At 69.4% G+C, this 23387-nt stretch carries 22 protein-coding genes; 8 read left to right on the forward strand and 14 right to left on the reverse strand.

The window, feature by feature from the left end:
- The first annotated feature begins 6 nt into the window (after positions 1-6).
- Both Q7W02_00590 and Q7W02_00595 read left to right on the forward strand, forming a co-directional pair.
- Positions 7-1362 (forward strand): aspartate aminotransferase family protein, encoded by a 1356-nt coding sequence (locus tag Q7W02_00590; protein MDO8474687.1) that lies wholly within the window; start codon positions 7-9, stop codon positions 1360-1362.
- Positions 1363-1378: 16 nt separating this feature from the next.
- A complete protein-coding gene (locus tag Q7W02_00595) occupies positions 1379-2155 on the forward strand; it encodes an SDR family NAD(P)-dependent oxidoreductase (GenBank protein ID MDO8474688.1) in 777 nt (258 codons plus the stop codon).
- A 15-nt stretch (positions 2156-2170) separates the two neighbouring features.
- On the opposite strand, the gene Q7W02_00600 is transcribed toward Q7W02_00595, so the two are convergent.
- The 5 genes from Q7W02_00600 to Q7W02_00620 all read right to left on the reverse strand — a co-directional run bounded on the left by Q7W02_00600 (position 2171) and on the right by Q7W02_00620 (position 6316).
- The gene (locus tag Q7W02_00600) at positions 2171-3322 is read right to left on the reverse strand and encodes an MFS transporter (protein ID MDO8474689.1); all 1152 of its coding nucleotides are present in this window, start codon (positions 3320-3322) and stop codon (positions 2171-2173) included.
- Complete coding sequence (locus Q7W02_00605; protein ID MDO8474690.1) at positions 3312-3746, reverse strand: chromate resistance protein; 435 nt, start codon at positions 3744-3746, stop codon at positions 3312-3314. Before Q7W02_00605 ends, Q7W02_00600 begins: the two co-directional genes overlap by 11 nt.
- Positions 3743-4144 carry a hypothetical protein gene (locus tag Q7W02_00610; protein ID MDO8474691.1) on the reverse strand — a complete coding sequence of 134 codons (402 nt, stop codon included), beginning with the start codon at positions 4142-4144 and terminating at the stop codon, positions 3743-3745. The genes Q7W02_00605 and Q7W02_00610 overlap by 4 nt, the downstream gene beginning before the upstream one ends.
- Before the next feature lie 79 nt (positions 4145-4223).
- Complete coding sequence (locus Q7W02_00615; protein ID MDO8474692.1) at positions 4224-5393, reverse strand: chromate transporter; 1170 nt, start codon at positions 5391-5393, stop codon at positions 4224-4226.
- Positions 5390-6316, reverse strand: coding sequence for a chromate resistance protein (locus Q7W02_00620; GenBank protein ID MDO8474693.1), 927 nt, complete (start codon positions 6314-6316; stop codon positions 5390-5392). Before Q7W02_00620 ends, Q7W02_00615 begins: the two co-directional genes overlap by 4 nt.
- A 215-nt stretch (positions 6317-6531) precedes the next feature.
- Here Q7W02_00620 and Q7W02_00625 point away from each other — a divergent pair, with 215 nt between their 5' ends.
- Positions 6532-6810, forward strand: coding sequence for a hypothetical protein (locus tag Q7W02_00625; protein MDO8474694.1), 279 nt, complete (start codon positions 6532-6534; stop codon positions 6808-6810).
- Here Q7W02_00625 and Q7W02_00630 read toward each other — a convergent pair.
- Entirely contained in the window at positions 6807-7274 is a 468-nt protein-coding gene (locus Q7W02_00630; GenBank protein MDO8474695.1) for a hypothetical protein, read from the reverse strand. The genes Q7W02_00625 and Q7W02_00630 overlap by 4 nt on opposite strands.
- The gene (locus Q7W02_00635; protein MDO8474696.1) at positions 7271-8173 is read right to left on the reverse strand and encodes a complex I NDUFA9 subunit family protein; all 903 of its coding nucleotides are present in this window, start codon (positions 8171-8173) and stop codon (positions 7271-7273) included. The genes Q7W02_00630 and Q7W02_00635 overlap by 4 nt, the downstream gene beginning before the upstream one ends.
- A 73-nt stretch (positions 8174-8246) precedes the next feature.
- Here Q7W02_00635 and Q7W02_00640 point away from each other — a divergent pair, with 73 nt between their 5' ends.
- Positions 8247-10571 (forward strand): DUF1343 domain-containing protein, encoded by a 2325-nt coding sequence (locus tag Q7W02_00640; protein MDO8474697.1) that lies wholly within the window; start codon positions 8247-8249, stop codon positions 10569-10571.
- Between the two features lie 7 nt (positions 10572-10578).
- Here the strand turns inward: Q7W02_00640 and Q7W02_00645 are convergent, their stop codons facing one another.
- Complete coding sequence (locus tag Q7W02_00645; protein ID MDO8474698.1) at positions 10579-11532, reverse strand: polysaccharide deacetylase family protein; 954 nt, start codon at positions 11530-11532, stop codon at positions 10579-10581.
- A 2-nt stretch (positions 11533-11534) separates the two neighbouring features.
- Positions 11535-12950, reverse strand: coding sequence for a putative glycoside hydrolase (locus Q7W02_00650; protein MDO8474699.1), 1416 nt, complete (start codon positions 12948-12950; stop codon positions 11535-11537).
- 74 nt (positions 12951-13024) lie between these two features.
- Between Q7W02_00650 and Q7W02_00655 the strand changes: the two genes are divergently transcribed.
- On the forward strand, positions 13025-13876 hold the full coding sequence (locus Q7W02_00655) for an alpha/beta hydrolase (protein MDO8474700.1): 852 nt from the start codon (positions 13025-13027) through the stop codon (positions 13874-13876).
- Here Q7W02_00655 and fdhF read toward each other — a convergent pair.
- From fdhF to Q7W02_00680, 5 genes are all read right to left on the reverse strand, one after another.
- Positions 13873-16545, reverse strand: a complete 2673-nt coding sequence (gene fdhF / locus Q7W02_00660; GenBank protein MDO8474701.1) for a formate dehydrogenase subunit alpha — start codon at positions 16543-16545, stop codon at positions 13873-13875. The two genes, Q7W02_00655 and fdhF, sit on opposite strands and share 4 nt — an antisense overlap.
- A gap of 5 nt (positions 16546-16550) precedes the next feature.
- Positions 16551-18107, reverse strand: a complete 1557-nt coding sequence (locus Q7W02_00665) for an NADH-ubiquinone oxidoreductase-F iron-sulfur binding region domain-containing protein (protein ID MDO8474702.1) — start codon at positions 18105-18107, stop codon at positions 16551-16553.
- 715 nt (positions 18108-18822) lie between these two features.
- On the reverse strand, positions 18823-19512 hold the full coding sequence (gene queC / locus Q7W02_00670) for a 7-cyano-7-deazaguanine synthase QueC (protein MDO8474703.1): 690 nt from the start codon (positions 19510-19512) through the stop codon (positions 18823-18825).
- The gene (locus Q7W02_00675; protein ID MDO8474704.1) at positions 19512-20189 is read right to left on the reverse strand and encodes a 7-carboxy-7-deazaguanine synthase QueE; all 678 of its coding nucleotides are present in this window, start codon (positions 20187-20189) and stop codon (positions 19512-19514) included. The genes queC and Q7W02_00675 overlap by 1 nt, the downstream gene beginning before the upstream one ends.
- Positions 20186-20614 (reverse strand): 6-carboxytetrahydropterin synthase, encoded by a 429-nt coding sequence (locus Q7W02_00680; GenBank protein ID MDO8474705.1) that lies wholly within the window; start codon positions 20612-20614, stop codon positions 20186-20188. The genes Q7W02_00675 and Q7W02_00680 overlap by 4 nt, the downstream gene beginning before the upstream one ends.
- A gap of 91 nt (positions 20615-20705) precedes the next feature.
- Between Q7W02_00680 and Q7W02_00685 the strand changes: the two genes are divergently transcribed.
- From Q7W02_00685 to Q7W02_00695, 3 genes are all read left to right on the forward strand, one after another.
- Positions 20706-20981 (forward strand): hypothetical protein, encoded by a 276-nt coding sequence (locus Q7W02_00685; protein ID MDO8474706.1) that lies wholly within the window; start codon positions 20706-20708, stop codon positions 20979-20981.
- 117 nt (positions 20982-21098) lie between these two features.
- Positions 21099-21641: a chalcone isomerase family protein gene (locus Q7W02_00690; protein MDO8474707.1), complete on the forward strand. Its 543-nt coding sequence runs from the start codon at positions 21099-21101 to the stop codon at positions 21639-21641.
- Between the two features lie 246 nt (positions 21642-21887).
- Positions 21888-22931: an IS110 family transposase gene (locus Q7W02_00695; protein ID MDO8474708.1), complete on the forward strand. Its 1044-nt coding sequence runs from the start codon at positions 21888-21890 to the stop codon at positions 22929-22931.
- The last annotated feature ends 456 nt before the right edge of the window (positions 22932-23387 follow it).

A 23387-nucleotide genomic window follows, 5' to 3' on the forward strand; every position in this document is an offset into this window, starting at 1 on the left:
CATCCGATGGCCGTGCAGGCCGCAGAGCTGATCAAGTCCGACCAGGATCACCTGATCCACCCGCTGCATCACCCGAGCGATCACCTCGAGCCCATGGTCTACGTCAAGGGCCGCGGCGCCACGATCACCGACATCCAGGGGCGGGAGTACATCGACGGCCTGGCGGGGCTCTGGAACACCAACGTCGGCCACGGCCGCGAGGAGCTGGCGAAAGCCGCCGCGGCGCAGATGAGCGAGCTGGCCTACTTCTCGGCCTACGCGGGCTCGTCGAACATCCCGGCGGTGCAGCTCGCGGAGAAGCTCATCTCGATCTCGTACCCGAACATGCAGGGGGTCTTCTTCACGTGCGGCGGGGCCGAGTCGAATGAATCAGCGTTCAAGACGGCGCGCTTCTACTGGAAGGCCAAGGGCAAGCCCGACAAGGTCAAGGTGATCTCGCGCTTCAACGCCTACCACGGCGTGACGCTCCAGGCGATGAGCGCCACCGGCATGCCGCCCTACTGGAAGATGTTCGAGCCCCGGGTGCCGGGCTTCGTCCACATCCCGACCTGCTACCCGTACCGCCAGGAGGGCGCGAAGCCCGGCGAGACGGCGGGGCAGACCGCGGCGCGCCTGCTCGAGGAGGCGATCGTCCGTGAGGGCGCCGACACGGTGGCGGCCTTCATCGCCGAGCCCATCCACGGCGGCGGCGGCGTCATCTATCCGACCGACGACTACTTCCCGCTGGTGCGCAAGGTGTGCGACAAGCACCAGGTCCTCTTCATCGCCGACGAGGTGATCACGGGCTTTTGCCGGACGGGCCACTGGTTCGCGATGACGCACTGGAACGTGCTGCCCGACATCATGTCCTTCGCCAAGGGCGTGTCCTCGGGCTATCTCCCGCTGGGCGGCATCATGGTCTCCAAGGACGTCAAGGAGGCCATGGACTCGGTCAAGCCCGAGGACAAGTGGATGCACGCCTTCACCTACTCGGGGCACCCGACCTGCTGCGCCGTCGGCCTCAAGAACGTCGAGATCATGGAGCGCGAGCGGCTCTCGGAGCGCTCGGCCACCCTCGGCACGCGCCTGCACAAGGCCCTGCACGCGGCGTTCGACAGCCATCCGAACGTCGGCGACATCCGCTCGGGCAAGGGGCTGCTGGCCGCCGTCGAGCTGGTCGAGGACAAGGCGACGAAGAAGTCTTACGGCGCGGACCAAAAGATCGGCGCGCGGCTCATGCAGGAGATGAGCAAGCGCGGCGTGATCACGCGCGCGCGGATGGAGAACATCTTCTTCTCTCCGGCGCTGGTCATCACCGAGGAGCAGCTCGACCGGATGGTCTCGGTCACCCAGGAAGCCGTCAAGGCCGTCACCGGCAAGTAGCCGCGGGCCGACCGCGTTGAGCTCGCTCGCCGGCAGGGTGGCGATCGTCACCGGCGCGTCGGCCGGGATCGGGGAAGCGACGGCGCGTGTTCTGGCAGGGGTGGGGATGCGCGTGGCAGTCTGCGCGCGGCGGCGCGAGCGCCTCGACCGGCTGGCGAAGCAGATCGCGGCCGCCGGAGGCGAGGCGGCGGTCTACCGCGTCGACGTGACCGATGCGGGTGCGGTGCGCGCCATGGTTGACGACGTCGCGTCGCGCTGGGGACGGATCGACGTCCTCGTCAACAACGCGGGGCGGGGGCTGTCCGCCACGGTGGAAGACACCAAGCCTGACGAGTTCCGCGCCCTCCTCGAGCTCAACGTCATGGCAGTCTTCACGGCCACGCAGGCCGTGCTGCCGTGGATGCGGCGGCAGGGACGGGGGCACATCATCAACGTCTCGTCCATCGTCGGGCGCCGCGGCGTGCCCTATCGCGGCGCGTACAGCGCCACCAAGTTCGCGCTCGGCGGGTTCAGCGAGGCGCTGCGGGTGGAGCTCGCGAGCACGGGCATCTCGGTCAGCCTGGTGTACCCGATCGGCACGGCGACGGAGTTCCACGAGGTCGAGGCGCGGCGCGCGGGGCCGGGATCCCACGGCCCCATCCAGTCTTCCGAGCACGTCGCACGGTGCATCCTCCGCTGCGTCAGGCGGCCGCGCGCGGAGGTCTATCCCTTCCGGCCGTCGTGGATCCTCTCGGTCGCGAGCGTGATCGCCCCGCGCCTGGTTGACGCCGGCCTGCGCCGGCTACTTCGCTGAGCGCCGCCCGGCACGCTACTTCGTCTTCACATTGCGGATCATCGCGTAGAGGAGGAGATCGTAGACGATCTTCAGCCCGCCGCCCAGGAAGAAGGGGGCCGACAGCGACAGCCCCTGCATGATCCAGCCGGTCGCGGCGGGAGTCACGGACTGGGCCAGGGTCCGGCTGAGGTTCGTCACGGCCGCGGCATGCTCACGCTCGTGGTCCTCGACGGCCAGCATGAGGAAGGTCTGCCGCGTCGGCACGTCCATCTGCGAGAGGAGGTGGCGCGCCAGCAGGAAGGCGACGGCCATCCAGGCGACCGGTGACAGCGCCACGCAGATCAGCAGCACGTTCGAGATCAGGTGGGAGAAGACCATGGTGTTGACGAGACCGAGCCGCGGCGCGACCCGGGCTGCCAGCAGCAGCGAGAGACCCGAGAGGATCTGCACGCCGAAGAAGATCCAGCCGAGCTCGGCGAGACCCAAGCCGAAGCGCGTGTAGAACCAGTAGGTGATGAGGCTCTGGACGACGAAGCCGCCCGCGAAGGAGTCGAGGGCGAAGATGGCCGCGACGCGCCGCACGAAGGGCCGCGACGGCGCTCCCGCCGCCCGCCGGGCCGCCGCCGACGGCGGCTTCCGGGACGCCATGAGACCGTAGGCCGCGATCTGGACGAGCCCGCTCAGCAGGAAGAGCGCGAAGAGGAAGCGCGGCGAGGCGCCTGCGCGCGCGACGGCGGCGGCCCCCAGGCCGGCCGCCGCATAGCCCGTCAGGTTGTAGAGGGAGAGCGCCATCGTCAGCCGCTCGCGCGGCGTGGCGCGCGTGACGATGACCTGCTCGAGCGCGAGGAAGGGCCCGGTCTCGCCCGTGCCCACGGCAAGATTGCCGATCATGGCTGCGAGCACCACGAGCCATGGATTTCGCGTCCAGAGGAAGAGCGCGGCCGAGCCGACGATGAGCACCGACTGCGCCATCAACGCGACCCGGGGGCTCCAGCGCTCGGCCGGCCAGCGGATGGCGAACGTCATCGCGGTGCTGGCGAGCAGGGTCAGGGTCACCGCGATGCCGAGCTCGGTCGCGTCCAGCCCCAGCTGGGTCAGGTAGACGGGCAGGAGAACGCCGAGGAAGCCGTAGCAGAAGGTGCGGGCCGACTTCGCAACGAAGACGAGCCGGGCGTCACGCCCCACGCGGCAGCCCGCTCCGGCAGTAGGCATAGAGCGCGTCGTAGACGGGGAACTGGCGCTCCATGTTCTCGAAGTCGTCGCGGCTGATTTCGCGGAAGCCGCTCGCCACGGCGTAGAGCCCCCAGGCCTCCTTCGCGATGCCGCGCGCGTCGGTGTCAGCGCCGCGCACGATGAGGGCGAGCGCCTGGAGCGCGGGATCGGTGAGGCGGTACTTGTCGAGGAAGGCGTCGAAGGAGCAGCGCTCCCCGTGATGGCCGAGCTCGACTCCCGGTACATCGAAGGGTGTCGCGCCCTCACGCGTGGCCGTCGCCATCACTTCGGCATCGGGGACGAAGAGGAACTCCGCCTGCTTGTCAATGAAGCGGCGGATGAGCCATGGGCAGGCGATCCTGTCCACGCGGGCCTTCGCTCGGGTGATCCACTTCATGTTGCTCTCCATCCGTCGAGCAGGCGCTCGATGTGTTCCCGGATGACCGCGCGCGCGGCCGGCAGTCCGTCGCTCACAGCCGGCACGTCCTCCCACTGCTCGATCCTGTCGCCATCGGGCGCCGCGGCGCCGAGGCCGCAGCCGAAAGCGACGACTCTCGTGGCGCCGGCCGCCATCTCGCGCGTCACGAGCCTGGGCGTTCGCCCGGCCATGTCCACGCCCTCGGCCTGGAGCGCGGCCAGCACCGGCGGCGCGATCTCGGGATCGGGCTCGGTGCCCGCCGACTCGGCGGCGATGGGCAGGCCGCGCTCCTTCGCCATGCGCTCGAAATCGGCTGCGGCCAGAACACTCTTGGCCGCGCCGTGGAGACAGACGAAAAGGACCTTCTGATGTGTCATGGCTTGTCTCCAAATTGAGGGGGCTCGAACTTCGTGATGCTGTCGGCCTTGGACCAGACGCACGTCCCTAGGGGTGACCTCATGCCGCGCCTCGCAGCCAGAAGATGGCAAAGCCTATCAGGCCCGCACCGACGATGAGGATCGGTTCGGGGACCTTGAAGCGCCACAGGAGCGCGAGCGCTGCCACCGCAAGCGCAGCCGTCGGCCAATCGAAGATCGCGCGCTTGCCCAGCACGAAGCAGGCGCCCGCGATGGCGCCCGCGGCCGCGGCCGTGACACCTTTGACGAAGGCCCTAACTTGAGAATTGGCGCTCCACTTGTCGAACCAGGGATACGGGATGACGACGAAGAGATAGACGGGCAGGAAGACGCCGATGCCCGCCGCGATGGCCCCGCCCATCCCCGCGACGAGATAGCCGATGAACGCGACCGTGATCACGACCGGGCCCGGCGTGATCATGGCAACCGCGACGGCGTCGAGGAACTGCTTGTCGTTCAACCAGTGGTGCTCCTGGACCACGCCGCCGTAGAGGAAGGGGACGATGGCGAGCCCGCTGCCGAAGACAAAGGCGCCGGCCTTGGTAAAAAACCAGAGGATGTCGAGCAGGACGCCGAAAGTCGCGGTGGCGCCGAGACCGGTGAGGAGCAGGGCCGGCCACGGGGCGCTCCAGAGGGCCTTGTGCGAGCCCACGAGACCCAAGAGGCGGCGCGGCGGCGCCTGGACCAGCAGGACGAACACGCCGCAGAGGACGAAGAGCACGCCGATCTCGGACTCGGTCCACGCCGTGACCAGCGCCATCACAGCGAAGATGCCCCAGAGCAGCCGATCTCCCGCCATGGTCATGGTGCCGAGTTTCCACGCCGAGCGGACGATGATCCCGATCACGGCTGCGCCCACGCCGTAGAAGGCCGCCTGCATCCAGGACAGCCCGCCATAGGCGAGGTAGAGGGCGCCCAGGGCCACGGTCATGAGGAACGACGGTGCGATGAAGGCGACTCCGACCGCTGTGGCGCCCCACACCCGGCCGTGCGTGTAGCCGAGGCAGATCGCGAGCTGGGCGGCGAGGGGCCCCGGAGCCAGCTGAGAAAGCGCGAGGCCTTTGAGGTATTCCTCCTTCGTGAACCAGCCACGCTGCTCGACGAGGTCGCGCTGCATGTAGCCGATCAGGGCCACAGGGCCGCCGAAGCCCAGACTCCCGAGATAGAGGAAGTAGTGTATGAGGCCCGACGTGGTTCGCTGTTGGATCATCGGCGCTCTCCAATCGTCGAGTAGAGTCCATCGAACAGGGTCAGTCCCTGTGCCAGCGCCTCGTGGTCGTCCTTGATCGCGGCGAGGAGCCCGCGCAGGACCAGATCAAGGCCGCGCGCTTCTTCTCGCTGGAACTTGGCGTCGTGGACATCGGCCTCGTGGACGATCTCGGCGATGGCCGCCAGGCGACGATCGCGAAGCCCCGAGCGGTGAAGCAGGGTTTCGAAGGTGCAGTGATCGCCCTGGTGGCCGAACTCCACGCCCGCCATGTCGAAGGGGATGGCGTCGACCGGCAGCTCGTCGGCCGCGGCGAAGACGAACTCAGCCGCCGGATCGAGGAAGCGCTTGATGAGCCACGCCGAAGCGATGCGATCCACGTGCGGCCGCGGGCGGGTGGCCCAGCGGCGGCCCTGGAGGGCCTCGAGGTCCAGCCGCCCGGCCGGCCGAGCGCCGGCCTTGGGCAGTCCCGTCATCCGCCGCTCTGCCGCTTCCCGGGCACGCAGCGCCTGCTGGCGGCCGGGGGCTTCGAAGAAGTCGATGTCGGCCAGGCGATCCAGCTCGCGCGCCAGCCGCGCCAGCTCTTCGGCCGCCCGTGGCCGCTTGGCCGAGCCGAGCTTCCTGTAGCGATCCGTAAGGGACGCGTAGTCGATGTTGCGGGCCTCATGGAAGAGCCGGACGACCTCGGGCTGCTTCATGTTCTCCACGCGGTCCACCTTGAGGAGGGTCGCCTCGCCCCGGTCCTTCTGGACCTCCTGGGCGAGCCACTGGAACTGCTCGTAGCGGTCGGGAGAGAAGGGCAGGAGGTAGGCCCCGCTCTTCAGCGCGACCGCGCCCAGCGCCTTGAGCCTGCGCCATGCGCGTACCCGCAGGCTCGATGGGCGGGGCGGCAGGCTCAGCAGGAGAAGCAGCCATGGCTGTAACATGTGTTGCTGACCATAACAGTTGTTCAACTCAAGCGCGAGGGGAAAACCTCAGCGTCGTGACGCTCGGACCGAAGCTCTCGCCCGAGTCTACCGTCTCAATGACATGGATGTAGCGAAGCGCGGGCAGGTGAGGCGGAAGTCGAAAAGGCTTGACGTATTACTCGTCGTATGTTTAGTATCAAAGCCCATCATTAGATAGGGGACAGGAGGGACACATGAACCCGCTGGATTGTCTGCTTCGTGATGAGCTGAACCGCTTGCTCGACCGCATCGCCTCGTCGACCCGGGCCGGGGTCGTCAAGGTCTCGGCCAGACAGTTGCCCGAGCTCCGTGCCCGCCTCGATGAGGCTGAGGGGCGGCTCGCCGCGATGCGCCAGGCGCTGCTGGAGCAATACGCCGGCTGGCAAGAGGCGCTGGACTCCTGCGAGGACCTCTGGGCTGTCACCCAGCTCGAACTCGAGGAGACGGGTGCCGGGTCGCTGAGGGCCGCCTAGGGGTTGAACAGGCGCTTCAGGAAGCCCGTTGACGGAGGCGGCGAAGCGAGGTACGCCTCGGCATGGGCCGCCCGGTAGACTTCGAGGCGCTGCCAGTAGTCGGGCAGCTGCCGGGCGAGGAAGATCTGGCCGCGCAGCTCACGCGCGCGCGGATCGGCGCCCCCGGCCCGCGCCCGCTCCAGGTCCGGGCGGCGCTCCGCATCGAGACCAGCTTCGAAGGCCCGTCCGAGATGCGCGAGGAGCTCGCCAGCCAGGGTTTGGAACTCCTCACGGTCGGCACGGCTGTCTGTCTCCGGCGCCGGGCGGTTGTGCCGCTTGCGGAGCTCGACGAGCAGGTGGAGCGCGGCCATCTCCACCGCCTCTTCGATGCGCTCCGCCAGCTGCCCGTCGATGCGCTCGATCAGGCCGCGCGGGTCGTCCGTGCCGTGGCGAAGCCCGGTGGTCTTGAAGGGGTGGTCCGTCACGGCGTCTCGAGCATGCGCTTGAGCCCCTGGGCCAGCGGCTCGGGAGTCATCCCGAAGTCGGTGTAGAAGCGGCTGGAGTCGGTGACGTTGCCCTCCTCCAGCATGATCAGCTGGTCCGTGGTCACCGGGAAAAAGGGCAGCCAGCCCAGCGCCCGCGTCATCGCCTTCACCACTCCAAGCGGCACGTAGACCTTGCGGACCCGCGGCAGTCCGAGCGCCGCGCCGATCAGATCGAGGAGATCCACGAAGCGGCAGGGCTCGGGCCCGCCGATCTCGTAGGTCTGCGCTGCGGCCGTTGCGAGCCGGAGTGCGCGCGCGAAGCCCTCCGCGACGTGCTCGACGGCGACCGGCTGGACGCGGTACTGGCCGTCGCCCAGCACGGGCACGGCGGGTAGGCGGCGGACCATGCGGGCCAGCACGGAGACGAACTCGTCGCCCGGACCGTAGATCAGCGAGGGCCGGATGATCGTCCAGTCGAGCGCGCTCGCGCGCACGATCTCCTCGGCCTGCCACTTGCTCTGGTGGTAGCGCGACGTTGCGCCCGGCCGCGTGCCGACGGCGCTCATCTGGATATAACGCTTGACGCCTGCCTCGTGGGCGACCGCCACCATGTTCGCCGTCGCCTGCGTGTGCAGGCGGTCGAAGGTGATGCCGCGCGCGCGGTGCTCGCGGATGATGCCGACCAGGTTGACGACCGCTCCGCACCCTTCGACGGAGGCGGCGAGCTTGTCGGGCTCGAGCACGTCGCCCGGGACGCGGTCGATGGACTCGAAGCCCTTGAGCGCCGCCTCGGAGCCCGGTCTCACCAGGCACCGCACGAGGAAGCCGTGGGCGACGAGCGCCCGCACCACGGCGTGCCCCACGAAGCCCGTGGCGCCCGTAACGAAGATCCGCTGCATGACGGTGGAATCCTAGCACGGGGGCGGCGATTTTCTCCGGCAGTCGCCCCGGGCGCGCCGCTATCATGGAGCCATGCTGAGGCGCGCCGCGGCCCTCCTGGCCGCCTTCCTCCTGTTCCCTGCCGCCGCGGCGGCCCAGAGCCTCGACTGGTCGGACCTCGATCGGGTCGTGCGCGAGTCGGTCGCCGGGGGCGACACGCCCGGCGCCGTCATCCTGGTCGGCCAGGGCAACCGCCTGCTCTACCGAAAGGCCCTGGGCTTGCGCGCCGTGACACCGGCCGTGGAGCCGATGACGACCGACACCATCTTCGATATCGCCTCGCTGACCAAGGTCGTGGCGACGGCCCCCGCGATCCTCGCCCTCGTGGATGACCGCAAGCTCGACCTCGACGCGCCTCTCGGCCGCTACCTCAAGGAGTTCCAGGGCCCGCAGCTGGCCTGGCTGACCGTGCGGAGGGTGCTGACCCACACGGCGGGCTTCGCCGACCTGCCGTCCAGCGAGGCCATCGCCAACGGCTTCCCTGATGGCATGCGGCTGCTCGCCGCGGGCGTGTCGGAGCCGTCGCCGACGGCGCCCTTCCGCTACAGCGACACGGGCTTCATCGTGCTCGCGGAGCTCGTGCGCCGGGTGAGCGGCGAGCCGCTCGACCGCTTCACACGGAAGCGCTTCTACCAGCCGCTCGGCATGCGGGAAACGACCTTCAACCCGCCGGCCGCCTGGCGCGCCCGCATCGCCCCGACCGAGTTCTTCCAGGGCCAGATGCTGCGCGGCGTGGTTCACGACCCGCGCGCCCGCCAGCTCCACGGCGTCGCCGGGCACGCGGGGCTCTTCTCGACGGCGGACGACCTCGGGCGTTTCTGCCGGATGCTGCTCGGCGACGGCATGGACGGCGGCCGCCGCTACCTCTCCAGCGCTTCGGTCCACGCCATGTTCGCGCCGAACGGGGCGGGCGAAGCCACGCGCGGGCTCGGCTGGGACATGGCCTCGGGCTACTCGCGCACCCTGGGCTCGTTCTTTCCGGTGGGCTCGGTCGGGCACACGGGCTTCACGGGCACGTCCATCTGGATGGATCCGCCGACTCGCACGTATGCCATCATCCTGACGAACCGCGTGCACCCGGCGGGCAAGGGCTCCGTTGTCGAGCTTCGCCGGCGCGTGAGCGCCATCGTGGGCGCCAAGCTCTTCGCGCCCAATACCGTGCCCGCGGCCGGCGAGGGCGAGATACAGCCCGCCGGCGGCGTGACGGCCGACGGGCTGCCGCGCATCAGGGCCCGCACCGGCCTCGACGTCCTCGCGATCGAGGATTGGGCGCAGCTCAAGGGCCGGGTCATCGGGCTCGTGACGAATCAGACCGGGGTGGACGCCGAGGGCAGGCGCAACGTCGATCTCCTCGCGAAGGCCCAGGGCGTGAGGCTTCAGTCCGTCTTCTCGCCCGAGCATGGGCTCGACGGCGTGTTGGACGCGCGCGTGCCCCACGGCACGCACCCTGCCACGGGCCTGACCGTCTGGAGCCTGTACGGCAGCGACAGGCGGCCCACGGCAACGATGCTCCATGGGCTCGACACTCTTGTCTTCGACATCCAGGACGTGGGGGTGCGCTTCTACACCTACCTGACGACGCTCGTGTACATCCTCGAGGAGGCGGCGAACCACGGCATCTCCGTCGTGGTGCTCGACCGGCCGAACCCGCTCACGGGGGTCATCGTCGAAGGCCCCGTGATGGACGCCGACCTGCGCTCCTTCACGGCCCCGCACCCGATCCCGGTCCGCAGCGGGATGACTCTCGGCGAGTTTGCCAGGATGGTCGCCGGCGAGCGGAAGATCCCCGTCAGGCTGACGGTGGTGCCGCTCGAGCACTGGAAGCGGAGCATGTGGTTCGACCAGACGGGGCTGCCCTGGGTCAATCCCTCGCCGAATATCCGCTCGCTGACTGAGGCGCTCCTGTACGCAGGCGTCGGGCTTCTGGAAGCAACGAATCTTGCCGTGGGGCGGGGCACCGCGACACCGTTCGAGGTGGTCGGGGCGCCCTGGATCACCGACCCCAGCGGTCTGGCTGACGCCCTCAACGCGACGGCCATGCCCGGCGTGACCTTCCAGCCGGTCAACTTCCAGCCCGACGCCAGCGTCTACTCGGGGCAGATGCTGGGCGGCGTGCGGCTCGTGGTCACTGACCGCGACGCACTTCGCCCGGTGACGGTCGGCCTAACCATGGGGCGGACGCTGCTCGAGCGCTACCCGAGGGAGTTCCGGGCGGCGTCCATCCAGAACCTCCTGGTCAACCGCTCGACGATCTGGGCTCTCCTGCGAGGGGACTCTCTCGCGCGCCTGAAGCAGTGGGCTGAAGCGGATCGGGCGAGCTTTCTCCAGCGGCGCGCGTCGTACCTCATCTATAAGTAGCCCTCCTTTATTGCCGCTCCACCACTTTCGCTCCGGGTGACCGCCGGACCTTGTCGAGCGTGCCCGGCGGTACGGTGATCACCGACGCATCGCCGTCGCTGACGTAGCGCTCCTGTGGATTCCGCTCGAAGTAGCCCAGCCAGTGGGCGAGCTCGCTCTCGAGCGCCTGGATGCGCGGCAGGTGATACGGGTCGAAGCCGCGCGCGTGCGGCGACGGCGCCGCGCCGCCCGCGACCCTGAGGACGGCGTCGTGGCGGTAGGCGACCTGTCCCTCCGCTCCCTCGATGGCCCAGCGAATATCCTGGGGGTAGGCGCCCATGGGCAGCGCCAGCGTCCGGATGCGGTAGCCGGGCACGTGGCGCTGGATCCATTCCTGCGCCGTCGCGAGCTGCCGGCGCACCACGCGTACGGGATACTTCGCCAGATTCGCGTGCCAGAGCGTGTGGTTGCCGATCTCGTAACCGTGGGCCGCCAGGTACTGGAGCTTGCGCCCCGCCAGGTCCTTCTGGTCGAAGAGGCGGTTGGGTGGATCGGCCCCCGGCAGGACGAAGAAGGTCGCCGCGCGGCCGAACTCCGGGTGCTGCCGCTCGAAGGCCTCGAGGATGCCGACGGCGCAGTCGGGGTCCGGCACCCAGTCGCCGTTCCGCTCGATCAGCCTGAACTGGCCGGGTGACGAATCGTCGAACGTGAGGACGACGGGCGTCGTGCCCCGCGAGGTGGCGATCCGGCCGTCAAGGAGATCGTTGAGCGCCACCAGCCGGTAGCCGCGCTCCCAGAGGCGGTCGAGGTCGCCACGGAAATTGGCGGGGGTGCGGGTCCAGCGCTCCTCGGGCTGATCCACCTTGTGGTATTCGAGGATCATCACGCGCCCGAGCTCGTTCGGCTGAAGCGACCCGGCCGAGGCAGCCGCCGGCAGGAGCACCGCGGCCGCGAGCGCGATGGCGTAGAGGTGGCGGGACACGCCTAGGGGATGGCCTTCGCCGTGGCCGTCGTTTTTGGGGCGAGCGCGCCGCCCGTGTAGTCGTTCTTGGGGTTCCACAGCATGAAGCCCACCGCCCCCCCGTCGCGCGCCCCGCGGATCTGAGCGCGGATCTCGTTGACGCCGAAGATGCGCTTGTCGAAGGCATAGTCGCGGAAGTCCTGGAGCCACGGCCTGACCTGGACGGTGTGGGTGGCAGCACGCTTCCGCGTCAGCCTCACGCTCTCTTTGACGATCTCGTAGGGCTGGGCCACGGGGTTGCGCACCCCGGGGATGCCCCGGTGATAGCCGGAGGGATAGACCATGGGGCAGATGTAGTCGAGGTGCCGGGCGAGCTCCTCGACGCGCTGCCCGATGTCGGTGTCGTTGTCGTTGAAGGCGGTATAGCCGAAGACGTCGGCGGCGAGGAAGGCTCCTGTCGGCCCGAGCTCGCGGCGCGCCTTGGCGAGGAACCCGGCGATGGCGGGCAGCCGCGTCTGCGCGTTGTTGGGCTGGGAGTACTTGGCCGCCGAGAGCTTGCCGTCGGTCGGGAAGCGGACGTAGTCGAACTGGACCTCGTCGAAGCCCTTCGCCACGGCCTCCTTGGCCACGGCGATGGCGTAGTCCCAGACCTCCTCGCGGAAGGGATCCACCCAGGCGAGCTTCTCGTTGTCGAGCCAGGGCTTGCCCGTACGCGTGTCGATGACGGCCCAGTCGGGGCGGCGCTGGGCGAGCACGTTGTCCTTGAAGGTGACGATGCGCGCGATGGTGTAGACGTTCTTCGCCTTGAGCGAGGCCATGAGCCCGTCGAAGTCCTTGATGATGACCGGCCCCTGCGCGCCAGCCTCGAGGGCCAGCGGCACGGCGGTGCGGTAGGGGATGAGGCCGCGATCGCCTTTGACGTCGATCACCACGGCGTTCAGCTCGGTGCGCGCCACGAGCTCGAGCACCCGGCCGCGGATGCCCTTGTCGGCCACGCCGTAGTAGGTCAGGTAGGCGGCGCGCACCACCTTGGGCGCGAGCGCCACGGTCACCTGGTCCGTGTCCGCCGCCAGGCGGCGAAGCTCATAGCCCGGGACCTTGACGAGGAATGAGGCGCCGGGCCTGAGCGGCTCGGTGGTGAAGCGGCCTTCGTCGTCGGTCCGGACCTCGGTGGGGCCGACCCAGACCGACGCGCCCGCCAACGGCGCGCCGCTCTCGGCGTCCAGCACCCGCCCGCGCACCGCGCGCTCGGCGGGCTCGGCGGAGGGCGCCGTCTCGGCCGGCTGGGTGGTCGCCGCGGCGACCTGGCGCTGGAGGAGCAGGGAGGGCGACAGGAGCACCCAGCCCGTCGCGACGATCGCGACGAGCGTGCCCACCACGAGGGCTCCGTAGAGGACGGGGCGCTCTGTGTGGTCGGCCGGTACCGGGACAGGATCCATTCGCACTCCTGAATCTACGGGGTAAGCGCGATCAGCCCAAAGTTTTTTCTGCACGCCGCGCTACAATGCTGCCCATGACCTCCCAACCCTCCTATGCGTGTGACGCGGCCGCGCGGCGCTCATTCACCGTCAACGGCATGACCCTCCGGGCCCTCGAGTGGGGGCAGCCCGGCCGGCCTGCCCTCTGCTTCCTCCACGGCGGCTCGGCCCACTCACACTGGTTTGACGCCGTGGTGCCGTCCTTCGTTGACAGGTTCCACATCATTTCTCTCGACCAGCGGGGGCACGGGCAGAGCGACTGGGCGCCCGATGCCCGCTATGGCACGGAGCAGTTCGCCTCGGACCTGGTCGGCGTCATGGACCACCTGGGCTGGGAGCGGATGGTGGTGGTGGGGCATTCCATGGGCGGCCACAATTCGATCGGCTTCTCGGCCTGGCACCCGGACCGGGTGCGGGCGCTCTGCGTGGTGGACAGCCGCCCGGCGCTGCCTGCCGAGCGCCTCCAGGCCATGCACAAGCGCGGGCACCGAGGGCCGCGGCGCCACGAGACGCTCGACCTGGCGCTCCGGAGCTTCAGGCTCCTGCCGGCCGAGACGCTGGCCGCGCCCGACCTCCTCGAACACCTGGGCCGCGAAGGCATTGCCGAGCGCGAAGGGAAATTTCTCTACCGCTTCGACCCCCAGTGCAACGGCGGCCGGAAGCCGGTGGACGGCTGGGCGCTCCTGCCCAACATCAAGGCGCCGACGCTCCTCGTGCGCGGAGAGCTCTCACCGATCATGCCGAAGGAGATGGCCGAGCGGATGGCGGCGGCCATCCCGAACGCCACCCTCGTGACGATGCTGGGCGTCTACCACCACCTCGTCCTCGACGCCCCCGACGCCTTCTCCCGTATCCTCGACGACTTCCTCCGCGAGCTCCCCGACTAGACCCTCTCGAGCCTCACGGCGCAGACTTTGTATTCGGGAATCTTGGACGTGGGGTCGTGGGCGGAGTTGGTGAGGAAGTTGGCGGCTGAGTCGGCGAGCTTGACGAAGGGGACGAAGATCGCCCCCGGACGTACCGCCTCGGTCACGTGCGCGTAGCCGTGGAGCTCGCCGCGGCGCGAGATCACCCTGAGCGCACCGCCCTCGTCGAACCCCAGCCGCCGCGCGTCCGCCGGGTTGACGGCGATCTCGAGACGCGGCGCCAGCTCGAGGAGACCCTGCACGCGCCGAGTCAGCGTGCCGCCGTGCCAGTGGTAGAGCAGTCGCCCCGTGTTGAGCACGAAGGGATAGTCGCTGTCGGGCATCTCGGCCGCCGTCTCGCCCTGGCTGACAGGCACGAAGCGGCCGCGCCCCGTCGGAAAGTCCTCGCCGTAGAGAAAACGAGTGCCCGGGTGATCCGCCGTCGGGCAGGGCCACTGGATGCCGCCTGCTTCCAGCCTCGCGTAGGAGAGCCCGCCGATCGCGGGCCAGAGCCGAGCCATCTCGTCGAAGATTTCCGAGGGATGCGCGAAGTCGAAGCCCGGAGCCGGCGCGCCCAGCCGCCGCGCCACGCGCTTCGCCAGCTCGGAGGTGATCCACCAATCAGCCCTGGCCTGACCGGGCGGCTCGATGGCTTTCCTCACCCGCTGCACCCGCCGCTCGGAGTTGGTGAAGGTGCCGTCCTTCTCGGCGAAGGCCGCCGCCGGCAGGAAGATATGGGCGAGGTCGGCCGTCTCGTGCATGAAAAGGTCCTGGACGATCAGGCAGTCGAGCTGGTTGAGAGCCTTCGCGACGTGATTGAGGTCCGGCTCAGCGAGCATGGGGTTCTCGCCGACGACGTACATGGCGCGGATCGTCCCGTCGAAGCACCCTTCCGTCATCTCCGTGACGACGAGCCCCGGCGTGGCGGGCGGCCTGACGCCCCAGGCCTTCTCGAAGCGCTGGAGGCTCGCGGGCGAGTAGTCGGCGTAGCCGGGGAGATTCGTCGGGATCGCGCCCGCGTCGCCACAGCCCTGGACGTTGTTCTGGCCGCGGAGCGGCGAGATGCCCGAACCCGTGAAGCCCATCTGGCCCGCCGCCAGCGACAGGTTCAGGAGCGCATGCGCGTTGGCCGTGCCGTTCACGTGCTGGGTGATGCCCATGCCCCAGATGAGGCAGGAGCCCGAGAAGGCCGGCCGCGCGTACCAGCGGGCGGCTTCCGCGATGGCCGCCTGCGGCACGCCGGTGATCTCTTCGGCGTAGTCCGCCGTATAGGGCTCGAGGGAGGCGGCCCAGGCCTCGAACCCCTCGGTGCGAGAGCGGATGAAGTCGAGGTTGGCCAGGCCCTCGTCGAGGATGACCTTGGCCATCGCGTTGAAGAGCGCGACGTCGGTGCCCGGCCGCTCCTGGATCCACAGGTCCGCCTGGTCGCAGAGCTCGATGCGCTTAGGATTGACCACGATGAGCTTGGCGCCGCGGCTCACGGCCCGGCGCAGGCGAATCGCGATGACGGGGTGGTTGGCTGAGGCGTCCGCCCCCACCACCATCAGGCAGCCCGCCTCCTCGTAGTCCTGGTAGGAGTTCGACGTCGCGCCGGAGCCCATGGACGTCAGCATGGCCTCGACCGAGGGCGAGTGGCAGAGCCGCGTGCAGTGGTCCACGTTGTTGGTGCCCATGACCACGCGTGCGAGCTTCTGGATGATGTAGCCGTCCTCGTTGGTGGCCTTGGCCGATGCGAAGGCGCCGAAGCGCCCGTGGTTCCTCGCCAGGCCATCGGCCGCGGCGTCGAGCGCCTCGTCCCACGTCACCTCGCGCCACTCGCCGTCGCGCTTGATCATGGGCGCGGTGATTCGGTCGCCCGCGTGGACGAAGCCGGTGCCAAAGCGTCCCTTGACGCACAAGGTCCCGAGGCTCGAGCGGTTCTGCGGTACGTCGTCGGCCATGACCGCGAGCCTGCCGTCCTGTCTGACCTTGAGCGTGATGCCGCAGCCGACGCCGCAGTAGGGACACGTTGTCTCAACCTCCCGCTCAATGACCGCCGGCGACTCCTTCGGCCTCAGCGCGCCCGTCGGGCAGGTCGCGACGCACTGGCCGCAGGAGGTGCAGACGGAGGACGACATCAGGCCGTCGCCCGCCACGCCCACGCGCATGTCGTGGCCGCGGCCGAGGAGCGAGATGGCGCCGATCAGCTGGACGTCGTCGCAGGCCGTGGTGCAGCGGCCGCAGAGGATGCAGGCCTCGCGGTCGAGGACGAAGAAGCTCTTCGACTCGTCCACCGCAAATCGGTGCCGCGCCGCATGGCTCGGCGCGGCGAGCGCATGGTGTCCGGCCGCTTCGCCGACCTGGCCGAAGCCGTCGCGACCCTCGCCCGGCGTGAGCATGGACCAAGTGAGATCGAGCACGGCCTTGCGCGTCTTGACCGCGTCCGGGTGGCGCGTGTCGACGACCATCCCGTCGCGCGCTGGCAGGTGGCAAGAGGCCGGCAGGCCGCGCTGGCCCTCGACGTGGACGAGGCAGGTGCGGCAGGCGCCGAGCGGCGCGCGGTCGGGGTCCTTGCAGAGCTGGGGCAGGGGGATACGCAGGCGGTTGACGGCGTCCAGCACCGTCGCCCCGGCCGCGACCTCGACCGTCGTCCCGTCGATGGTCAGCTTCACGGTGTCTATCTTAGCTCCACCGGGAACTCGCGCAGGGCGGACAGGATGGACAGCGGGGCGGCCTGGCCCAGGCCGCAGAGCGAAGCCACGCGCACAACCTCGGAGAGCTCCGCGACGGCGGCGTGATCGAGGGAGGCCTCGGCATCGAGCATGTCGCGGAGCCGGGCCGTGCCCTCGCGACAGGGCGTGCACTTGCCGCAGGATTCCCGCGTGTTGAAGTCGAGCAGCGTCCTCACCACGTCATGCACCGAGACCGTTTCGTCGATGGCCACGATGCCGCCTGTGCCCGGGTTCACGCGGCCGCCGGGCAGGAGAGGCTCGTCGAAATCTCGCGGCGGCACGATGATGCCCGAGGGTCCGCCCAGGACCGCGCCCTTGAGCGCGCGAGCCCCGGCCACGCCGCCCCCGGCCGCTCCGCCACCAATACGCTCGAGAAGATCGCGCAGCGTTGCGCCCATATCCACCTCGACCAGGCCCGGCCTCGCCACGTGCCCCGAGAGGCCGAAGCACTTGGTGCCGTGGCCGCGGCCGAGGGCAGCCCACCACTCGGCGCCGCGGGCCACGATCAGCGGCACGGCGAAGAGCGTCTCCACGTTGTTGATGACCGTCGGCTTCCCCCAGAGCCCCGATTCAGTCGGGAAGGGGGGCTTGGGGCGCGGCATGGCCCGACGGCCTTCGAGCGACTCCATGAGCGCCGTCTCCTCGCCCAGCACAAAGCCGCCCGCGCCTCGCCTGATTTCTACCTCTACCGAAAAGTCGCTGGCGAGGATGCGATCACCCACGAGTCCCCACCGCCGGGCGTCCTCCACCGCGTGAGCCATGCGTTGGGCGGAGAGATGCGCCTCGCCGTGAATGTAGAGGTAGATGCGGGACGCCCCCGACGCGTACGCCGCGAGCAGCGCGCCTTCGAGGAGCCGGTGCGGGTCGCCCTCCATGAGGTGGCGGTCCTTGAAGATGCCGGGCTCGCCCTCTTCGGCGTTGACGATGAGGTACGTGGGCGCGCCGCGCGCGCTGCGGGCGCCTTCCCACTTGAGCGCCGCGGCGAAGTACGCGCCGCCGCGCCCCCGCAGGCCCGCCGCCTTGACCGTTTCGATGACGGCGAGAGGATCGCGGCTCGCGAGCGCGTCGGCCAGCGCGGCATAGCCGCCGCGGCGAATCGCGTCGGCGATGTCGCCGGGGTCCACCAGGCCGCAGCGCGCCGTCAGCTCCCGGCGCTGGTGGCCGAGGAAGTCGCCGGCGCCTGGGTGGACCTCGAGCCGGTCGGCTGCCGCCGCGTCGAGGAGAGCCGGGACGCGATCGGCCGTCGCGTGAGGCAGGAGGCGGCTCTCGCCGTCTGGGGCGACGATGGTCACGACCGGTGCGGCCCAGCAGAGCCCGCCGCAGCCGGCCGTCACGATGCGCGCGCTCCAGCTCCGCCGCACGACTTCCTCATGAAGCGCCGCGAGAGTCTCGGCGGCGCCAACCGCGAGGCTGCAGGAGCCCACGGCCAGGATGAGGGTCAGGCCGGGGCGCGCGAGGGACTCGGCGTGGCGCAGCAGGTCGGTGTATGAACCCCCCCCCACCCCAACCCTCTCCCTTGAGGGGAGAGGGGGTCCAACAGAACCCCCGCCCCCGAAGGGGAGAGGGAGTCCAACAGAACCCTCGCCCCCGGAGGGGAGAGGGGGTCCAACAGAACCCCCGCCCCCGGAGGGGAGAGGGGGTCCAACAGAACCCTCGCCCCCGGAGGGGAGAGGGGGTCTTGCAGAACCCTCGCCCCCGAAGGGGAGAGGGAGTCCAACAGAACCCTCGCCCCCGGAGGGGAGAGGGGGTCTTGCAGAACCCTCGCCCCCGAAGGGGGAGAGGGCAGGGTGAGGGGGAGTGTTGAGCACTCGCTCCACGTCGCCGACGCCCACGCGCCCGTGACAGGCGCCATCCACCTCGACCACCGGCGCCACCGAGCAGTTGAAGGCGCAGTCGTAGGGCTCGAGCGTGACGTCGGGGTCCGCGACGGCGTCCATCGCTTTCAGCAGATCGAGCCCGCCCCGGATCCTGCACGACACCCCCGTGCAGACTCGCACGATCCGCTTGGCCGGCTCGGCCAGCCGGAATTCAGGGTAGTGCGTGGCGACGCCGTACGCCTCGGACAGCGGCACGCGCAGATGCGAGGCGATCTCTCCCAGCGCATCGGCCGGGATCCAGCGCAGCTCGTGCTGGACGGCGTGGAGCGCGGGCAGGAGCCAGGTGCGCTCTCTGGGGAAGGCTCGGACGGCAGCGTGCCAGTCGCTCACGGCAGTGGGATCAGTGCGCCGAGGGAACCGGATCGGCGATTCGCGCCTCGGCGAAGCCCTTCTTGCGCAGGAGGCACGAGTCGCAGAGGCCGCAGGCTCGGCCGTCCGGCTCGGGCTCGTAGCACGACCACGTCAGTGAGAGATTCACCCCGAGCTCGAACGCGCGGGCGACGATCTGGGCCTTGGAGAGCGTGATCAGCGGCGTGTGCACGCGGAAGCGGCTCGTGCCCTCGACGCCCGCCTGGGTGGCGAGATTGGCCAGCCGCTCGAAGGCCTCGACGAACTCGGGCCGGCAATCGGGATATCCGGAGTAGTCCAAAAAATTGACCCCGATGAAGATGTCCTGGGAACCGAGCGTCTCGGCCCAGGCGAGCGCGTGGCTGAGGAAGATGGTGTTGCGCGCGGGCACGTAGGTGACCGGAATGCCGGCGCCGATGGCCTCGTGGCTCCTGCCCTTTGGCACTTCGATGTCGCCGGTCAGCGCCGAGCCGCCGATGGCGCGGAGATCGAGGCGGAGCGTGAGGTGCGTGACGGCGCCGAGAGACGCCGCGACCTGCTTCGCCGATTCCAGCTCGCGGGCGTGGCGCTGGCCGTAGTCGAAGGAGAGAGCGAAGCACTCGTACCCTTCTTCGCGCGCGACGGCGAGCGTCGCCGCCGAGTCGAGCCCGCCGGAGAGGAGGACGACCGCGCGCCCTGTCATCAGACGCCCCGCTTGGCGCCCCAGAGCAGCACGTGCAGACGGGGCGAGAAGCCGAAGCCGTGGCGCTTACAGGCTTCGACGACCCCGGGCGAGCGCTCGAGGAGATCTTCGCGACGGGCGCCTTCCGGCTGGAGGAGGATGCGGGGGCGTGGCAGGGCGAAGCGCTCGGCCAGCTGGAGCACCTCACTCACGTCGGAGTCATTCGTGACCACGAACTTCCACCAGGCATCCCTCGCGAGGAAGCTCCGGATGGCTTCGGGGCTCAGTCGGCGCGCCTCGTCCACCCCCGAGCCGGCAAGCTTGAGCGAGACGTTCCACTGGATGGCCCGGTCGACGCTGGGTGGCGGCGGCAGGATGCCCGAAGTCTCGACCTCGATGGAGAAGCCCAGGCTGCCGAGTGCCCGCAGCAGGGGAACGAACAGCGCTGATTCGAGCGGTTCACCGCCGGTCACGACGGCACGGCGGCAGGGATAAGCCGAAACTTCCTCCACGAGCGTGTCGAGCTCGACGGCGCTCCCGGCCTCGGGGTCCCAGGAGTACTTCGTGTCGCACCAGGCGCAGCCCACCGAGCAGCCCTGGAGTCGCACGAAGACGGCCGGCAGACCGGCCGTGACGCCCTCGCCCTGGATCGAATAGAAGACCTCGGCGACGCGCCCGGCCAGGTTTCGGCTGGTCACGCCTGCGGCCGCGACATGGCGCTGCCGCAGCTGGGCGTCTCGCGGATGGCGACGCGCTCGAGCGCGATGCCCGCGGGCAGCTGAGGCTCGAGCCGTGTCCACGCCTCGCGCGTCAGCACCTCGGCCGTGGGCTGGCCGGGGAGCAGGACCACCCGGTCGGGCGCCTCGCGCTGGACGGCTGAGATGGCCGGACCGAGCGGGTCGTCGGCGGCCAGGAGGGTCGAGTGGTCCCAGAGATCGAGGACGGCCTTTCGCACCGCGTCACGCAGGTCGTCGAAGTCCATGACCATGCCGAGCGGGTTCAGCGTCGGGCTGCTGACCGTCACTTCGAGGTGATAGGTGTGGCCATGGAGCCACGCGCACTTGCCCGGGTGCCCGGCAATACGGTGCGCTGCGTCAAAGACGTAGCTGGTGGTGAGGTCCATAGGCCACTGGAAATCCTAGCATGAGAAACGCCTTGCGGCCCCTGGGCACCTCTGCTATCTAATGGTACGAATTCGAAAGGGGGCCCCTCCTATGGCTATGAGCCTGACCGACTCGCTCAAGCACGACCGCTACAGCGTCGTCGCGGTGGACAAGACCGCGGGCCGCCTGCGCATCAAGAGCGAAGCCGCATTGTGCACGGACTTCGCCTGCGGGGAGGCCGAGATCGTCACGGACGAGGGTCGCACCCGGGACCTCGACGAGATCAACCCGGGCGACATCATCATGCTCGAGCACAAGGACGGCAAGGCGAATGAAATCCGTGTCGTCCGCCGCGTCTTCGACGAGTACTCCAGCCCCGAGTGGTAACCCGCGCCTGACCGCGCGCTGAACTCACCAAGGCCCCGGGACTCCCTCCCGGGGCCTTTCCTCATCTTCCAGTCAATGGGGACACATATGAGACGGACTCTGCTGTTGTCATGCGTGATGGCTGTGCTGGGGGTCGGTGTTGCGCATGGCAAGGAATGCAAGGGTATCAACTTCCCGGAGCAGGCCCAGGTCGAAGGCGGCAATCTGACGCTCAACGGCCTTGGCTTACGCCAGGCGACGATGTTCAAGGTCAATGTCTACGTCGCCGCGCTCTATGTGGCCAAACCGTCGAGCGATCCGGCCGCCATCCTCGGATCCGGAGCTCCGAGTGAGCTGATCCTCCAATTCGTGCGCAACGTGGGCGCCGACGACCTCAGGAAGGCCTGGGACGAAGGCTTCGCAAAAAATGCCAAGGAGCAGTTGCCTGCCCTGAGGGAGCGCATCACGACGCTGAATGGCTGGATGGTCGACGTGAAAGCGGGCCAACGGCTGACCTTCATTCATAAGCCGGGTGCCGGTATCCAAGTCGATGTGACCGGGACGGTGAAGGGCACGATCAAAGGCGATGATTTCGCGAAGGCGTTCCTCTCGATCTGGCTGGGTGGCGATCCGCCGAATCCAGAGATGAAGAGCGGGCTGCTCGGCGGCGCCTGCGGCTAGCGTCCCCGAGTGAGGATGCGGTCTGACTGGAGCCACCAAGCTGACCCGCATCGACCCGTCATGATCTGCGTCCTTGACCTGCAGCACGGCATCGATGCGTACACGCGTCTGGAATTCAACGTCCACCCGGGCGGTGTCCACGGAGCGTAGATAGGATGAAGCGGCTGGCCTCTCGCTTGACGTGGTGGCATAGCTGCCCCACACGAGCACTCACGCGGTCAACGCCGCAGGGAGGAGAGGCCAGCCATGGACCATATTGGCATCGACGTCCACAAGAAGGACAGCCAGTTCTGTACCCTGGCCGAGGGGGGCGAGCTGATCGAGCAGCGGATCCGCACCGAGCCCGAGCGGTTCGCAGCGGTGCTCGGCGAGCGGCCCCGGGCGCGGATCGTGATCGAGGCCTCGACCGAGAGTGAATGGGTGGCCCGCTGCCTGGAGGGGTTGGGCCACGAGGTCATCGTCGCCGATCCCAACTTCGCGCCCATGTATGCCACGCGCACGCGGAAGGTGAAGACCGACCGGCGGGACGCCCGCGCCCTGGCGGAGGTCTGCCTGCTCGGCGCCTACCGCCGGGCGCATCGGCTCTCCGATCCCCAGCGCCACGTGCGCGGCCGCCTCACCGTCCGTGACGCGGTCGTGCGCACCCGCAGCCGATACATCTCCCTCATCCGCGCGCTCCTCCGCCAGCAGGGCTACCGCGTGCCCTCGGGCAGCGCCGAGGGTTTCCTGCACCGGGTGCGCGCCATGCCCCTGCCCGGCCGCCTGGTCTCCACCATCGCGCCGCTGCTGGCCGTCATGCGGCACCTCAACGCCCAGCTCGCGTACTCCGACGAGACGATCGCGCGCGTGACCGCGCACGATGCGCGCGTCCAGCGCCTGCGCACCGTCCCCAGCGTCGGGCCCGTGACCGCCGCCGCCTTCGTCGCGACCCTCGATGACGCCCAGCGCTTCCGCCACGCGCACCAGGTTGAAGCCTACCTCGGCCTGGTGCCGCGTGAGTACAGCTCCGGTGAGAGCCAGCACCGCGGCCACATCACCAAGGCGGGGCCTCCCCGCATGCGCTGGCTCCTGGTGCAAGTCGCCGTCTCCATCCTGCGGCGCCGGCCGCCGGAGGCGGAGGCCCTCCACGCGTGGGCCCTGCACATTGCGGCGCGGCGCGGCAAGCACATCGCCGTCGTGGCCCTCGCCCGCCGGGTGGCCGGCATCCTCTATGCGCTCCTCCGGGACGGCACGACGTTCGACTCCCAACGCTCGCCCCGACGCGTGGTCACGGCCACGCTCCCAGTCTAAAGGATTGGAGTAGCGCGCGTGACTGTCCCGGTCTCTCGCAGGTTCGACGGGTGGGTGAGCGCGAGTGTCGCCTTGGCCGCCCTCGAGGGCCGTCGCATAGATGGCGCCCCCACCCTTCGAATCCCCTCGTGCGCCGGCGAGCACAATCGCTCGCCCCTGAAGAGCGCGAATAGAAGGATGACGAAACCTCGCGAGACCGGACGCGGCGCGTGCGCGATGCACAGCGGCAAGAACACGGCAGGGCATGGAGGAGGGACATGAGGAGTTGACACGGCCAGCCGCTTCATAGAAGGCGACATAAAGGCCATTCTCAGTCATGGCCCGCCTCGCCCGAGGGTCTTCCCCCCGGGGTCTGCCTTGTCACAGGATCGGCATAATCTTCGACGGCGTTAGGAGGCTACGATCCTCACCCATAGAGCGAAGCAGGCGCCGCGACGGACACAAGTACGGTGGTAC

This window comes from Candidatus Rokuibacteriota bacterium, from assembly GCA_030647435.1.
In the GTDB taxonomy this organism is placed as follows: Bacteria; Methylomirabilota; Methylomirabilia; order Rokubacteriales; family CSP1-6; genus AR37.

Coding starts and splice junctions, on each gene's coding strand:
- Q7W02_00590 (MDO8474687.1), top strand. CDS start 7: ATGGCCGTGCAGGCCGCAGAGCTGATCAAGTCCGACCAGGATCACCTG.
- Q7W02_00605 (MDO8474690.1), bottom strand. CDS start 3,746: ATGAAGTGGATCACCCGAGCGAAGGCCCGCGTGGACAGGATCGCCTGC.
- Q7W02_00610 (MDO8474691.1), bottom strand. CDS start 4,144: ATGACACATCAGAAGGTCCTTTTCGTCTGTCTCCACGGCGCGGCCAAG.
- Q7W02_00615 (MDO8474692.1), bottom strand. CDS start 5,393: ATGATCCAACAGCGAACCACGTCGGGCCTCATACACTACTTCCTCTAT.
- Q7W02_00620 (MDO8474693.1), bottom strand. CDS start 6,316: ATGTTACAGCCATGGCTGCTTCTCCTGCTGAGCCTGCCGCCCCGCCCA.
- Q7W02_00625 (MDO8474694.1), top strand. CDS start 6,532: ATGAACCCGCTGGATTGTCTGCTTCGTGATGAGCTGAACCGCTTGCTC.
- Q7W02_00635 (MDO8474696.1), bottom strand. CDS start 8,173: ATGCAGCGGATCTTCGTTACGGGCGCCACGGGCTTCGTGGGGCACGCC.
- Q7W02_00640 (MDO8474697.1), top strand. CDS start 8,247: ATGCTGAGGCGCGCCGCGGCCCTCCTGGCCGCCTTCCTCCTGTTCCCT.
- Q7W02_00650 (MDO8474699.1), bottom strand. CDS start 12,950: ATGGATCCTGTCCCGGTACCGGCCGACCACACAGAGCGCCCCGTCCTC.
- Q7W02_00655 (MDO8474700.1), top strand. CDS start 13,025: ATGACCTCCCAACCCTCCTATGCGTGTGACGCGGCCGCGCGGCGCTCA.
- queC (MDO8474703.1), bottom strand. CDS start 19,512: ATGACAGGGCGCGCGGTCGTCCTCCTCTCCGGCGGGCTCGACTCGGCG.
- Q7W02_00680 (MDO8474705.1), bottom strand. CDS start 20,614: ATGGACCTCACCACCAGCTACGTCTTTGACGCAGCGCACCGTATTGCC.
- Q7W02_00685 (MDO8474706.1), top strand. CDS start 20,706: ATGGCTATGAGCCTGACCGACTCGCTCAAGCACGACCGCTACAGCGTC.
- Q7W02_00690 (MDO8474707.1), top strand. CDS start 21,099: ATGGCTGTGCTGGGGGTCGGTGTTGCGCATGGCAAGGAATGCAAGGGT.
- Q7W02_00695 (MDO8474708.1), top strand. CDS start 21,888: ATGGACCATATTGGCATCGACGTCCACAAGAAGGACAGCCAGTTCTGT.